This is a genomic window from Pseudomonas sp. N-137 (genome assembly GCF_034555295.1).
In the GTDB taxonomy this organism is placed as follows: domain Bacteria; phylum Pseudomonadota; class Gammaproteobacteria; order Pseudomonadales; family Pseudomonadaceae; genus Aquipseudomonas; species Aquipseudomonas rhizophila.
Map to the genome: position 1 here is coordinate 133,158 of NZ_JAXUDQ010000007.1, position 14,031 is coordinate 147,188.

The following is a 14,031-nucleotide window of genomic DNA, read 5'->3' on the forward strand; positions in this document are numbered from 1 at the left end:
AGAAGGAGAACGGCTTATGAGTATCGAGGCATTTGGCTATAAACAGGAATTGAAGCGCAGCCTGTCGCTGACGGACCTGGTGGTGTACGGGATGATTTTCATGATCCCCATCGCACCGTTCGGCGTGTATGGCTACGTTAACGCCGAGGCGCCGGGGCTGGTGCCGTTGGCGTATATCATCGGCATGGTGGCGATGCTCTTCACGGCCTTGAGCTACGGCAGCATGGCCAGAGCTTTTCCGGTGGCCGGCTCCGTCTATTCCTACGCGCAACGGGGCCTTAACCCACACGTGGGCTTCATCGCCGGTTGGCTGATGCTGCTGGACTACCTGCTGATCCCGCCCCTGCTCTATGTCTACGCCGCCATGGCGCTGAACCATCTGTACCCGGACGTTCCCAAGGTCGGTTTCATTCTGGCATTCCTGGTCAGCGCGACCTTCGTCAACCTGCGGGGCATCACCTTCACCGCACGGATGAATATCATTTTCCTGCTGGCGCAACTGATGGTGCTGGCCATTTTCCTGTTCTACGCCTGGAATGCCTTGCAGGGGGGCGCCGGTAACGGCCAACTGACCCTGGCGCCGCTGTACAACCCGGAACGTTTTGATTTCGCGCTGTTGATGCAGGCCGTGTCTATCGCCGTGTTGTCGTTCCTAGGCTTCGATGCCATTTCCACCCTGGCCGAAGAAATCAAGAATGATCCGGGGCGCAGCGTGGGCAAGGCGGCGTTGATCACACTGCTGGTGATGGGGGTGATTTTCGTCGTGCAGACCTGGATCGCCACTGACCTGGCGGCCGGCATGGGCTTCAAGTCCGCCGATACCGCGTTTTATGAAATCGCCGAATTGGCGGCCGGCAGTTGGCTGGCCACTTTGACCGCCGTCGCCACGGCGCTGGCTTGGGGCGTGGCCGTGGCGATTACCTCGCAAGCAGCAGTGTCGCGCCTGTTGTTCGGCATGGCCCGGGACGGCAAGCTCCCCAAGGTGCTGGCCAAGGTCCATCCGAAACACAACACCCCATACTTGAGCATCTATCTGGTAGCAGTGCTGTCGCTGTTGATCTGCTACCTGTTCATCGATGCCGTGGACACCCTGACTTCCCTGGTCAATTTCGGCGCCTTGAGCGGCTTCATGTTGTTGCATATCACCGTGATCAACCATCACTGGCGCCGCCAGCGGTCCGGCCAAGTGATTCGCCACCTGATCTGCCCTTTGATCGGCTTCGCCATCGTCGCGGCCATCATGTACAACATGGGCGTGGATGCGCAGAAGCTCGGCTTGATATGGATTGCCGCAGGCCTGGTCTATCTGGCCGTGCTCAATAAGTTCGGCACCGATACTGCCCTGCCTGACCCTGCGGGACAGTGAGGATCGGCGGTCGAAGGGGTTCGACCAGCCGTCGTCACAATGCGTGGACATCGACAGTGATCGTCAAGCCCGGTGCATGTCACCGGGCTCTTTGGAAAAGGAGTGCAATCCATGCTGGCCTTACGTCCAGTTCAATTAAGCGACCTGCCGCAATTGCAGCAACTGGCCCGTGACAGCCTGGTGGGAGTCACATCGCTTCCCGACGATACCGAACGCCTGAGGGACAAAATCCTCGATTCATGTGCCTCGTTCGAGACCGACGTGCAGAGCCCTGGCGCAGAGAATTATTTCTTCGTCCTGGAGGACCTGGCATCCGGGCAATTGACCGGCTGTTCCGAGATTCTCGCCAGCACCGGCTGCAATGAACCGTTCTACAGCCTGCGGCATCGCCCGTTTACCAGCGAGTCCCGGGAACTGAACATCCAGCACGGCGTACCCGCGCTGTCGCTGTGCCAGGACCTCAATGGCCAGACGCTGCTGCGCGGTTTTCATATCGACACCGGACGGGTGCGCACGCCGGAATCGGAGTTGCTGTCCCGGGCGCGGCTGATGTTCATCGCCGCCCATCCGCAACGCTTTGCCGAATCAGTGATCACCGAGATCGTTGGCTTCAGCAGCGATGACGGTCAGTCGCCGTTCTGGGATGCCGTCGGCCAGCATTTTTTCGACCTGCCCTACGCCGAAGCCGAACGCTTGTGCGGTCTGCAGAGCCGCACCTTTCTCGCCGAACTGATGCCGCAATACCCGATTTATGTACCCATGCTGTCCCAGGCGGCCCAAGCCTGTATCGGCCGGGTGCATCCCGACGGCCAGGAAGCCTTCGACATCCTGGAGCGCGAGGGTTTCGAAACCAACAGCTACGTGGATATCTTCGACGGTGGGCCAACACTGCATGCTCGTGTGGCGAACATCCGCTCCATCACCCAAAGCCGTCTAGCCACGGCCCGGCAGTGCTCAGACATTGACCTCGGCGGCCGCTTTCTGCTGAGCAACGACGGCCTGGAGAATTACCGGGCCATCGTGGCCGAGCTTGACGTCAGTGCCGAGGGCACCGTGTCCCTGACACCGCAGATGCTGGCAGCACTGGGTATCACCGACGGCGAGCGGGCCCGGGTGGTTGCGTTATGAACCTGACGCGATTCCTCACCTGGCATCAGCGCCCTGATTGGCACGATGAAGGAGCTGCATCATGATTGTGCGCCCGGTCGCTCTGACGGATCTGCCCGCCTTGCTGGACCTGGCCCATTGCGCGGGCCCCGGGTTCACCAGCCTACCGGCCAACGAAGAACGCCTGGCCCATCGCGTGCGCTGGGCCCAGCGCACCTTTGCCGGACAAGTCGAACGCGCCGATGCCGATTACCTGTTCGTGCTCGAGGACGATGACCGGCAAGTAGTCGGTATCAGCGCCCTGACCGGTGCGGTCGGGCTGCGTGAGCCCTGGTACAACTATCGAGTCGGGGTCACCGTCAGCTCCGCGCCTGAACTGGGCATCCAGCGACAGATACCCACGCTGTTCCTCAACAATGAGATGACCGGGCAATCGGAGATCTGCTCCTTGTTCCTGCATCCTGAACACCGCCGCGGCCATAACGGACGCCTGCTGTCCCTGGCGCGCTTGCTGTTCGTGGCCGAGTTTTCCCAGCTGTTCGGTGAAAAACTGATCGCCGAATTGCGAGGACACGCCGACGAGCACGGCTGTTCACCGTTCTGGGACAGCCTGGGCCGGCACTTCTTCCAGAAAGACTTCAGCTACGCCGACCAATTGTCCGGCATGGGCAACAAATCCTTCATCGCCGAGCTGATGCCGCGCCAACCGCTGTACACCTGCCTGCTCACCGAACAGGCCCAGGCGGCTATCGGCAGGGCCCACCCGAATACCGAGCCGGCCCTGAAAATCCTCGGCGCCGAGGGTTTTACCCATAAAGGCTACATCGACATTTTCGATGGTGGCCCGGTGATCGAAGCGCCAGTGGCGAAAATCCGGACCGTGCGCGACAGCCAGTCGCTGACCCTGGCCATCGGCACACCGGACGAAAAGGCACCGGTCTGGCTGATCCATAACCGACGGCTGGCGAGTTGCCGCGTTACCAGTGCCCGAGCCCACCAGCACGGTCACAGCCTGCTGGTGGACCGTCTCACGGCCAAACGTCTGCAAATGCAACCAGGTGACACGGTGCGCGCCGTGGCGTTGCTTCAACAGGGGCGGCAAGCGGCGGCGGCATAGGCTGGGTTCGAGCACAAATACCTTACCCACTGACACGCATTAACCTCCGCCCCCTTTGCCTGCACCTTGGTCAGCTCGATCATCGCTGACAGCCTGTCGGGATCCTCTGCAATCCGGCACACACATAGCCCATGCACATTCGTCATCATCTTTAAGCCTTGCGCGTGATAGCCTTTGGATCTTTCGGCGTTGACACTTTTGCTCAAGCCTTTCCATTCCAATGGTGGAACTCATATGCCCAGGCTTTCCCATCAAGACTTGCGTCGCAACTTTCGCCAACTGCTGGCGAGCGAAACCTGCTACCACACCGCCTCGGTGTTTGATCCGATGTCAGCGCGCATCGCCGCCGACCTGGGTTTTGAAGTAGGGATACTGGGAGGTTCAGTCGCGTCGCTGCAAGTGTTGGGGGCGCCGGACTTTGCCCTGATCACACTCAGCGAATTCGCCGAGCAGGCCACGCGCATTGGCCGCGTAGCCCAACTGCCGGTAATTGCCGACGCCGATCACGGCTATGGCAACGCCCTGAACGTGATGCGCACCATCATCGAACTCGAACGCGCCGGTGTGGCGGCCCTGACCATCGAAGACACGCTGCTGCCGGCCCAGTTCGGGCGCAAATCCACCGACCTGATCGGCGTCGCCGAAGGTGTCGGCAAGATTCGCGCAGCGCTGGAAGCCCGGGTCGACCCGGAAATGGCGATCATCGCCCGCACCAACGCCGGGATCCTACCGGTCCAGGAAATCATCAGTCGGACCCAGCAATACGAACGTGCCGGCGCCGACGGGATTTGCATGGTGGGTGTGCAGGACTTCGACCACCTGGCGCAGATCAGCGAAAACCTGAGCGTGCCGTTGATGCTCGTCACCTATGGCAATCCGTTGCTGCGTGACGACAAACGCCTGGCGGAACTCGGCGTGCGCGTCACCATCGATGGTCACGGTGCCTACTTCGCCGCGATCAAGGCCACCTATGACAGCCTGCGCGAACAGCGGCAGATCTTCACCCAGGCGTCAGACCTGAGCGCCACCGAGCTGACCCACACTTACACCCAGCCCGAGGATTACATCCGTTGGGCCGAGGAATATATGAGCGTCAAGGAGTAAGCGAGCTCACCCCCACAAGATGAGCCTGTGGAAGCAAGCTTTGCTCCCACAAAGGCTCGTAGTGGGCTAACTTCCTAGCGCCCGCTGCGCAACATCTCCTTGGGCACGTACTTGCCGATCTCGAACTTGCCGATGGCGGCGCGGTGCACTTCATCCGGGCCGTCGGCCAGGCGCAAGGTGCGTTGCATGGCGTACATGTAGGCCAGCGGGAAATCGTTGGAAACCCCTGCCCCGCCGTGGATCTGGATGGCCCGGTCGATAACCTTCAAGGCCACGTTCGGCGCAACGACCTTGATCTGGGCGATCTCACTCTTGGCGACCTTATTACCGACGGTGTCCATCATGTACGCCGCTTTCAGGGTCAGCAGGCGCGCCATGTCGATTTCCATCCGTGAATCGGCGATCTTGTCGACGTTGCCGCCCAGGCGCGCCAACGGCTGGCCGAAGGCGGTGCGGCTGACGGCACGTTTGCACATCAACTCCAATGCACGCTCGGCCATGCCAATGGAACGCATGCAGTGGTGGATCCGACCCGGGCCGAGGCGACCCTGGGCAATTTCAAAACCGCGCCCTTCGCCCAGCAAGACGTTTTCGTACGGCACCCGCACATTGTCGAACAGCACTTCGGCGTGGCCGTGGGGCGCATCGTCGTAGCCGAATACCGGCAGCGGACGTACGATTTTTACCCCAGGCGTGTCCACCGGCACCAGAATCATCGAGTGCTGGGCATGACGCGGCGCGTCGGGGTTGCTCAGGCCCATGAAGATCAGAATCTTGCAGCGCGGATCACAGGCCCCGGAGGTCCACCACTTCTTGCCGTTGATCACCCACTCGTCGCCATCGCGCTCGGCGCGGGCGGCCATGTTGGTGGCGTCCGAAGAAGCAACGTCCGGCTCGGTCATGGCGAAGGCCGAACGGATCTCGCCGCGCAGCAGCGGTTCCAGCCAGCGTTGTTTCTGTTCTTCATTGGCGTAACGCACCAGCACTTCCATGTTGCCCGTGTCCGGCGCCGAGCAGTTGAACGGCTCCGGCCCCAGCAACGAACGGCCCATGATCTCTGCCAACGGCGCGTATTCGAGGTTGGTCAGGCCAGCGCCCAGCTCAGACTCGGGCAGGAACAGATTCCACAGCCCCTCGGCTTTGGCCTTGGCCTTGAGCTCTTCCATGATGGCGGTGGGCTGCCAGCGGTCGCCTTCGGCCACTTGTCGTTCGAACACTGCTTCAGCCGGGTATACGTAGGCGTCCATGAACGCGGTGACACGTTCACGCAGTTCCTGAACCTTGGGGGAATACGCAAAATCCATGAGAAGCACCTTCTTGGCAGAGGTTGTTTTTAGGTCATGAAATCGATGCTAGTTCAGCTACGAAAATTTACCTAACCTATTCTCGGCGTGTATTAACATTCATCACCGATATATGGTTCACTGATTTGCATCGCCACCCGGCACCTCACAACAAGCCCAAGAACAAGAGTGCAGCGCCATGAATCTGAGCAAGGTCGACCTCAACCTTTTTATCGTTTTTGACGCGATCTACACCGAAGCCAACCTGACCCGCGCCGGACAGATCGTCGGCATCACTCAGCCGGCGGTGTCCAATGCCCTGGCGCGTTTGCGTGAGACCTTCAATGACCCGCTGTTCGTGCGCACGGCCCAGGGCATGGTGCCCACGCCCATGGCCCAGAACATCATTGGCCCGGTGCGCAATGCCTTATCGTTGCTGCGGGTGTCGGTGCAGGAAAGCCGGATTTTCAATCCGCTGCAGGCGGTCAAGACCTACCGCATCAGCATGACCGACCTCACCGAAGGCGTGATCCTGCCGCTGTTGTTCCAGCGCCTGCGACGCCTGGCGCCGACCGTGGCCATCGAGAGCTTCCTGTCCAAGCGCCGTGAAACCACCAAGGAACTGGCCGCCGGTCGCCTCGACTTCGCCGTCGACGCGCCACTCAATACCGACCCGCAAGTGCGCCACGTCAAGCTGATGGAAGACCGGTACGTGTGCGCCATGCGCAAGGGGCACCCACTGGCGGGCAAGGAAAAAATCAGCCTCGATGATTACCTGGCCCAGACTCATGTGCATATTTCCAGCCGCCGTAACGGTCTGGGTTATGTCGACCTGGCCCTGGGCAAGATGGGCATCCAGCGCAAGATCGCCCTGCGCTCCCAGCATTACTTGATGGCGTCCCAGGTGTTGCAACAGACTGACATGGTCATGACCGTCCCCGAGCGCTTTGCCCGTCGTCACGATCTGCATGCCTTCGTGTTGCCGGTCAACGATGTGCCCCCCGTGGAAACCCATCTCTACTGGCATGAAAGCACCGACCAGGACCCGGCCAATCGCTGGATGCGCGAACAGATGATCGAGCTGTGCCAGCAGGTGACGGCGCATGAGAAGAAGCTCGACAAGGTTTAGGCGATCAAAATTGTGGGAGCGAGCCTGCTCGCGATGGCGCCGGGTCAGTCAACATTAATGCTGACAGGTATACCGCTATCGCGAGCAGGCTCGCTCCCACAAGGGGTGTGTCTGCATTGGGATCTGATTGCTTGACGTGAACGTCAACCTGCCATTAGCTTAGCGCCAGCCCCTTTCGTTTCGAGCGCTTCCATGAGCAGCCAGACCTACAGCATCTCCGACCTCGCCCGCGAACTGGATATCACCACCCGGGCCATCCGCTTCTATGAAGAGCAAGGCCTGCTGAGCCCGGAGCGACGTGGCCAGGAACGCATTTATTCGCCTCGGGACAAGGTCAGCCTGAAGCTGATCCTGCGGGGCAAGCGCATCGGTTTTTCCCTGGCCGAGTGCCGTGAACTGATCGAACTCTACGACCCCACCAGCGGCAACCAGAAACAACTGCACAGCATGCTGGCGAAGATCACCGAACGTCGGGAACAGCTCGAACAGCAACTGCTGGACATCGAACAGATGAAGCTGGAACTCGACACCGCCGAAGAACGCTGCATCCAGGCCCTGGAGCAGACGATCAAAGGTCAGGAAACCGTGCAGTAATCATTGTCATCCTCTTGATACTGGCAGCCCACTACAGGTCAATCCCCATGTCCCTTCCCTCCTTTGTACGCCTGATTGAAGTTGGCCCTCGCGACGGCCTGCAGAATGAAGCACAACCCATCAGTGTCGCCGACAAGGTGCACCTGGTGGACGCCCTGAGCGCCGCCGGCCTGGGTTATATCGAAGCCGGCAGTTTTGTCTCGCCCAAGTGGGTGCCGCAAATGGCCGGCTCCGCCGAGGTGTTCGCGCAGATACAGCGCAAACCCGGCGTCACCTATGGCGCCCTGGCGCCGAACCTGCGGGGTTTTGAAGACGCGCTGGCGGCCGGCGTGAAAGAGGTCGCCGTGTTCGCCGCCGCGTCCGAAGCATTCTCCCAGCGCAACATCAACTGTTCCATCAAGGAAAGCCTTGAGCGCTTTGCGCCGATCATGGAAGCCGCCCGGCAGAACGGTGTCAGCGTGCGCGGTTACGTCTCCTGCGTGCTGGGCTGCCCGTACGAAGGCGCGGTCAAGCCCGAACAAGTGGCGTGGGTCGCCCGCGAACTGTACGCAATGGGCTGCTACGAGGTGTCCTTGGGGGACACCATCGGCACCGGCACCGCTGGCGCCACACGCAAGATGTTCGAGGTGGTTTCGGCTGAAGTGCCCAGGGACAAGCTCGCCGGGCACTTCCACGATACCTACGGCCAAGCCATGGCCAACGTCTACGCCAGTCTGCTGGAAGGCATCGCCGTGTTCGACAGTTCTGTCGCAGGCCTGGGCGGTTGCCCGTATGCCAAGGGCGCCAGCGGTAACGTTGCCACCGAAGACGTGTTGTACCTGCTCAATGGCCTGGGCATTGAAACTGGCGTCGACCTGGACGCACTGATGGCTGCCGGCCGGCAGATCTGTGACGTACTGGGTCGCCCTACCGGTTCGCGGGTAGCCAAGGCGCGCGCCGCACAGTGAGGTGTTACCGCTCCCGGTGTAACAGCTACGAAACGAGTAACACGGAAACAATTTGTCAGGTCTGGACGGACGGATATTTCCGACAAAAAACCCAAGCCATTGATTTATAAAGCATTCATAAAAGTTGGCACGCACCCTGCTATACCTTTGACATAACAAAAATAAAAAATGCGATACACCCAATAAAAACAAGACGAAACGACTCTGACATAACAAAAACAACACGACAGAGGCGCAGCTAACAGATTTTTTTGGAGAGGATGGGCTTTTCAGGGTGCTTTCAGGAGCAACCCGCAACCGGGCAGAGAACAATAAAACTACCTTCAGGTAGCCCCCGAATCGGTTGGATCGCGAAGCGAAAAAGCAGGTCAGCGCTCAAAAAAATACGTTTGCTCTTGATCCCGGATGGGGATCACCAAAACAGCGGTAAAGGGTCACGGCTACTAAAAACAACAACAGGCCGCCCCTCAATAATAAAAAAAGAGCACGTAACGACAAAATTAAAGGGGAGCTTCGGCTCCCCTTTGTGCTATCTGGGATTTGGGTTTTCCGCGGCGATGTGTCAGCCATATCACCTCGGTTGACACACCGCATTCGCGAGCAAGCCCGCTCCCACAGGGGATTTTTCTCAGTTTTCCTTTTCGCGCAGTTCTTCAATGCTGATTTCGCGCATGCGGAACTTCTGGATCTTGCCGGTCACGGTCATCGGGAACTCCTCGACGAACTTGAAATGACGTGGCGTCTTGAAGTGGGCAATGCGCTCTTTGCACCAGGCCTGCAACGCTTGCTCGGTGGCGCTGTGGCCGGGATGGAACTTGATCCAGGCGACGATTTCTTCACCGTAGCGCGAGCACGGAATGCCGATCACTTGCACATCAGCCACTGCGGGGTGGGTGAAGAAAAATTCTTCCAGCTCACGCGGGTAAATGTTCTCACCGCCTCGGATGATCATGTCCTTGTTGCGTCCGACGATGCAGACATAACCCTGTTCGTTCATGGTCGCCAGGTCGCCGGTGTGCATCCAGCCGTCCTGATCGATGGCGTCAGCAGTGCCGCTGGGGTTGTCCCAGTAGCCGAGCATCACGCTGTAGCCACGGGTACACAACTCGCCGATGGTGCCACGGGCAACGATATTGCCGGCCTCGTCGACGATCTTGCTCTCCAACTGCGGCTGGGTACGGCCAACGGTGGTCACGCGCAATTCCAGTTCGTCTGAAGGACCGGTCTGCAACGACACAGGACTGGTCTCCGTCATGCCGTAGGCAATCTGCACTTCGGCCATGTGCATCTCGTTGATGACCCGGCGCATCACCTCAATAGGGCAAGTGGCCCCGGCCATGATCCCGGTGCGCAGGCTGGACAAATCAAAATCGCCTCGTTGCGGCTGGTCCAGCATGGCGATGAACATGGTGGGCACACCATACAGCGCCGTGGCTTTTTCTTCGGCCACGGTACGCAGGGTCAGCAACGGATCGAAGGCGTCGTTGGGGTAGATCATGGTGCTGCCGTGGGTCATGCAGCCCAGATTGCCCATGACCATGCCGAAACAATGGTAGAGCGGTACCGGGATCACCAGCCGGTCGCTCGCCGTCAGACCCAGGCTTTCGCCGACCATGTAACCATTGTTGAGGATGTTGTGATGGCTGAGGGTCGCGCCCTTGGGGAACCCGGTGGTGCCGGAGGTGTACTGGATATTCACCGGGTCATCATGATGCAGGCTGGCCTGGCGCTCGATCAGTTGCTCAGGCAAAACCGCAGCGCCAAGGGCTGCCAGTTGTGACCAGGGTAAAAAGCCTGACGGTGGTTGGGCGTCCAGACTGATCACGCCTCGTAGCAGCGGCAGACGCTCGCTGTGCAACTGGCCTATCGATTGCTCCGCCAGTTCAGGCGCGAGCGCTTGCACCATGGCGTGATAATCCGAAGTTTTGAACGCTGCGGCGCAGACCAGCCATTGGCAACCTGACTGCTTGAGCACGTATTCGAGTTCGGAACTGCGATACGCCGGGTTGATGTTGACCAGAATGACACCGATCTTCGCACTGGCGAACTGGCTGATGCACCACTGAGCACAGTTGGGGGCCCACACGCCAAGACGGTCGCCGGCTTTCAAGCCCAGCGCCAACAGGGCTCGGGCATGCAAGTCGACGGCTTCGGCCAGTTGGCGCCAGGTATAACGCAGCGATTGATGGCGAACCACCAACGCCTCGCCATCGGGATACCGGGCCACAGTCTGATCAAAGGCCTCGCCGATGGTGTGCGCCAGCAGAGTCTTGTCCTGGGAGCCGCGGGTGTAGCTGAGCTGCGATTGCGAACCGGGTTGATCCATGATGACCCCTCTTGTCTTTATTAGTGGGTGTATCGGTGAACCTGCTGACTCAAGCGCACTTACTTTGGCGTAAGTTGACGTTAACGTAAAGGGTGATTGACAGCCATTCGTCACAGGCTTACGTTAACGTAAAGGTGAGAGCCAATCCCCTCTCCACACCCGACAAAAAATCCAAAAGGTGTCCCATGAGCTACCCATCCCTGAACTTTGCCCTCGGCGAAACCATCGACATGCTCCGTGATCAGGTGCAGGCCTTCGTCAAAGCTGAGCTAGCGCCACGGGCCGCCCAGATAGACATCGACAACCTGTTCCCTGCCGACATGTGGCGCAAATTCGGCGACATGGGCCTGCTGGGCATCACCGTCCCGGAAGAATATGGCGGCGCTGGCCTGGGTTATCTGGCCCACGTGGTGACAATGGAAGAAATCAGCCGCGGCTCGGCCTCGGTCGCCCTCTCCTACGGCGCCCACTCCAACCTCTGCGTCAACCAGATCAACCGCAACGGCAATCACGAACAGAAAACCAAGTACCTGCCCAAGCTGATCAGCGGCGAACACATCGGCGCACTGGCCATGAGCGAACCCAACGCCGGCTCTGACGTGGTGTCGATGAAGTTGCGGGCCGACAAGCGCGGCGACCACTACGTGCTCAACGGCAGCAAGACCTGGATCACCAACGGTCCCGACGCCAACACCTACGTGATCTACGCCAAGACTGACCTGGAAAAAGGCCCCCACGGTATTACTGCTTTCATCGTCGAGCGCGACTGGAAAGGCTTCAGTCGCAGCAACAAATTCGACAAGCTCGGCATGCGCGGCTCCAACACCTGCGAGTTGTTTTTCGATGACGTCGAAGTCCCGGAAGAAAACATCCTCGGGGTGCTCAACGGCGGCGTGAAAGTGTTGATGAGCGGCCTCGATTACGAGCGTGTCGTGCTGTCGGGCGGCCCTACCGGAATCATGCAGGCCTGCATGGACCTGATCGTGCCGTACATCCACGACCGCAAGCAGTTCGGCCAGAGCATCGGCGAATTCCAGTTGATCCAGGGCAAAGTCGCGGACATGTACACCCAGCTCAACGCCAGCCGAGCCTATCTCTATGCCGTGGCCCAAGCCTGCGAGCGCGGCGAAACCACCCGCAAGGACGCCGCCGGGGTCATCCTCTACAGCGCCGAACGCGCCACGCAGATGGCCCTCGACGCGATCCAGATTCTGGGGGGTAACGGCTACATCAATGAATTCCCCGCCGGTCGCCTGCTGCGTGACGCCAAGCTGTACGAAATCGGTGCTGGTACCAGTGAGATTCGTCGGATGTTGATCGGTCGTGAACTGTTCAACGAGACGAAATGAATTTCGTCAGCTACAAGCGACAAGCTTAAAGCAGCAAGAGAACCGCGCTCTTGCTTGCAGCTTGTGGCTCGTGGCTTATAGCTGCTACGGAGTAGCCCTATGATTCTGCATACCCAGCTCAATCCGCGCTCAGCGGAATTTATTGCCAACCGCGAGGCGATGCTCAAACAGGTCGACGCTTTGCACACCCTGCTCGCTCAGGTTCAACAAGGTGGCGGCCCCAAGGCGCAGGAGCGCCACACCTCGCGGGGCAAACTGCTGCCCCGTGAGCGCATCAATCGCTTGCTCGATCCGGGTTCGCCGTTTCTCGAGATCAGCCAATTGGCAGCTTACGAGGTGTATGGCGAAGACGTGCCGGCCGCTGGCGTGATTGCCGGGATCGGCCGGGTGGAAGGCGTCGAGTGCATGATTGTCGCCAACGATGCCACCGTAAAAGGTGGTTCGTATTACCCGCTGACCGTGAAAAAGCACCTGCGCGCGCAGACCATCGCTCAACAGAACCGTTTGCCGTGCATATACCTGGTGGACTCCGGCGGCGCCAACCTGCCGCGCCAGGACGAAGTGTTTCCCGACCGTGAGCACTTCGGGCGGATCTTCTTCAATCAGGCGAACATGAGCGCCATGGGCATTCCACAAATTGCCGTGGTCATGGGCTCCTGCACCGCCGGTGGCGCCTATGTGCCGGCGATGGCCGACGAAGCGATCATGGTTCGCCAGCAAGCCACGATCTTCCTGGCCGGCCCACCGCTGGTGAAAGCGGCCACCGGAGAGGTGGTCAGTGCTGAAGACCTGGGCGGTGCCGATGTGCACTGCAAGATCTCCGGCGTCGCCGATCACTACGCCGACAGCGATGAACACGCCCTGGCCATTGCCCGCCGCAGCATTGCCAACCTCAACTGGCACAAGCTCGGCGAAGTGCAGCAACGTGCCCCCATCGCCCCGCTGTATTCGAGCGACGAGCTGTACGGCGTGGTTTCGGCGGACGCCAAGCAGCCGTTTGACGTGCGTGAAGTGATTGCGCGGCTGGTGGACGGTTCGGTGTTCGATGAGTTCAAGGCGCTGTTCGGGACGACGCTGGTCTGCGGTTTTGCTCACTTGCACGGCTACCCGATCGCGATTCTCGCCAACAATGGCATCCTCTTCGCCGAAGCCGCGCAAAAAGGCGCGCACTTTATCGAGCTGGCCTGTCAACGCGGTATCCCGCTGCTGTTCCTGCAAAACATCACGGGGTTCATGGTCGGGCAAAAATACGAAGCCGGCGGCATCGCCAAGCACGGCGCGAAGCTGGTGACGGCGGTGGCCTGCGCCAAGGTGCCGAAATTCACGGTCATCATCGGCGGTAGCTTTGGTGCCGGCAACTATGGCATGTGCGGCCGCGCCTACGACCCACGGTTCCTGTGGATGTGGCCGAATGCGCGGATTGGCGTGATGGGTGCCGAACAGGCCGCCGGCGTACTGGTGCAGGTCAAGCGCGAACAGGCCGAACGTAGCGGCCATCCGTTCAGCGCCGCCCAAGAAGCTGAAATCAAACAACCGATTTTCGATCAGTACGAAGAGCAGGGCCACCCCTACTATTCCAGCGCGAGGCTGTGGGACGACGGGGTCATCGACCCGGCCCAGACCCGCGATGTACTGGGCCTGGCCTTGTCCGCGTCATTGAACGCGCCCATCGAACCGAGCCGCTTCGGCGTGTTCCGGATGTAAACGGG

Annotated in this window: 11 protein-coding genes; 9 read left to right on the top strand and 2 right to left on the bottom strand. The window is 60.0% G+C overall.

What is annotated here, in order from left to right:
- The first annotated feature begins 16 nt into the window (after positions 1-16).
- The 4 genes from T3A99_RS06690 (at position 17) to T3A99_RS06705 (ending at position 4,694) form a co-directional block, all read left to right on the top strand.
- The gene (locus T3A99_RS06690) at positions 17-1,366 is read left to right on the top strand and encodes an APC family permease (RefSeq protein ID WP_322834151.1); all 1,350 of its coding nucleotides are present in this window, start codon (positions 17-19) and stop codon (positions 1,364-1,366) included.
- Between the two features lie 111 nt (positions 1,367-1,477).
- Positions 1,478-2,494, top strand: a complete 1,017-nt coding sequence (locus T3A99_RS06695) for an arginine N-succinyltransferase (RefSeq protein ID WP_274090714.1) — start codon at positions 1,478-1,480, stop codon at positions 2,492-2,494.
- 61 nt (positions 2,495-2,555) lie between these two features.
- Complete coding sequence (gene astA / locus T3A99_RS06700) at positions 2,556-3,590, top strand: arginine N-succinyltransferase (protein ID WP_076383983.1); 1,035 nt, start codon at positions 2,556-2,558, stop codon at positions 3,588-3,590.
- 234 nt (positions 3,591-3,824) lie between these two features.
- Positions 3,825-4,694, top strand: a complete 870-nt coding sequence (locus T3A99_RS06705; protein ID WP_047228462.1) for an isocitrate lyase/PEP mutase family protein — start codon at positions 3,825-3,827, stop codon at positions 4,692-4,694.
- Between the two features lie 74 nt (positions 4,695-4,768).
- Here T3A99_RS06705 and T3A99_RS06710 read toward each other — a convergent pair whose 3' ends face one another.
- Positions 4,769-5,998: an acyl-CoA dehydrogenase gene (locus tag T3A99_RS06710; protein ID WP_047228463.1), complete on the bottom strand. Its 1,230-nt coding sequence runs from the start codon at positions 5,996-5,998 to the stop codon at positions 4,769-4,771.
- 178 nt (positions 5,999-6,176) lie between these two features.
- On the opposite strand from T3A99_RS06710, the gene T3A99_RS06715 reads away from it, so the two are divergent.
- The 3 genes from T3A99_RS06715 (at position 6,177) to T3A99_RS06725 (ending at position 8,647) form a co-directional block, all read left to right on the top strand.
- Entirely contained in the window at positions 6,177-7,106 is a 930-nt protein-coding gene (locus T3A99_RS06715; protein WP_047228464.1) for a LysR family transcriptional regulator, read from the top strand.
- Between the two features lie 192 nt (positions 7,107-7,298).
- Entirely contained in the window at positions 7,299-7,700 is a 402-nt protein-coding gene (locus tag T3A99_RS06720; protein ID WP_047228465.1) for a MerR family transcriptional regulator, read from the top strand.
- 47 nt (positions 7,701-7,747) lie between these two features.
- Entirely contained in the window at positions 7,748-8,647 is a 900-nt protein-coding gene (locus tag T3A99_RS06725; protein WP_322834152.1) for a hydroxymethylglutaryl-CoA lyase, read from the top strand.
- Positions 8,648-9,275: 628 nt separating this feature from the next.
- On the opposite strand, the gene T3A99_RS06730 is transcribed toward T3A99_RS06725, so the two are convergent.
- Complete coding sequence (locus T3A99_RS06730; RefSeq protein ID WP_322834153.1) at positions 9,276-10,973, bottom strand: AMP-binding protein; 1,698 nt, start codon at positions 10,971-10,973, stop codon at positions 9,276-9,278.
- A 185-nt stretch (positions 10,974-11,158) separates the two neighbouring features.
- On the opposite strand from T3A99_RS06730, the gene T3A99_RS06735 reads away from it, so the two are divergent.
- The gene (locus T3A99_RS06735) at positions 11,159-12,322 is read left to right on the top strand and encodes an isovaleryl-CoA dehydrogenase (RefSeq protein ID WP_256232995.1); all 1,164 of its coding nucleotides are present in this window, start codon (positions 11,159-11,161) and stop codon (positions 12,320-12,322) included.
- 99 nt (positions 12,323-12,421) lie between these two features.
- Positions 12,422-14,026, top strand: coding sequence for a carboxyl transferase domain-containing protein (locus T3A99_RS06740; RefSeq protein WP_274090715.1), 1,605 nt, complete (start codon positions 12,422-12,424; stop codon positions 14,024-14,026).
- Positions 14,027-14,031 lie beyond the last annotated feature (5 nt).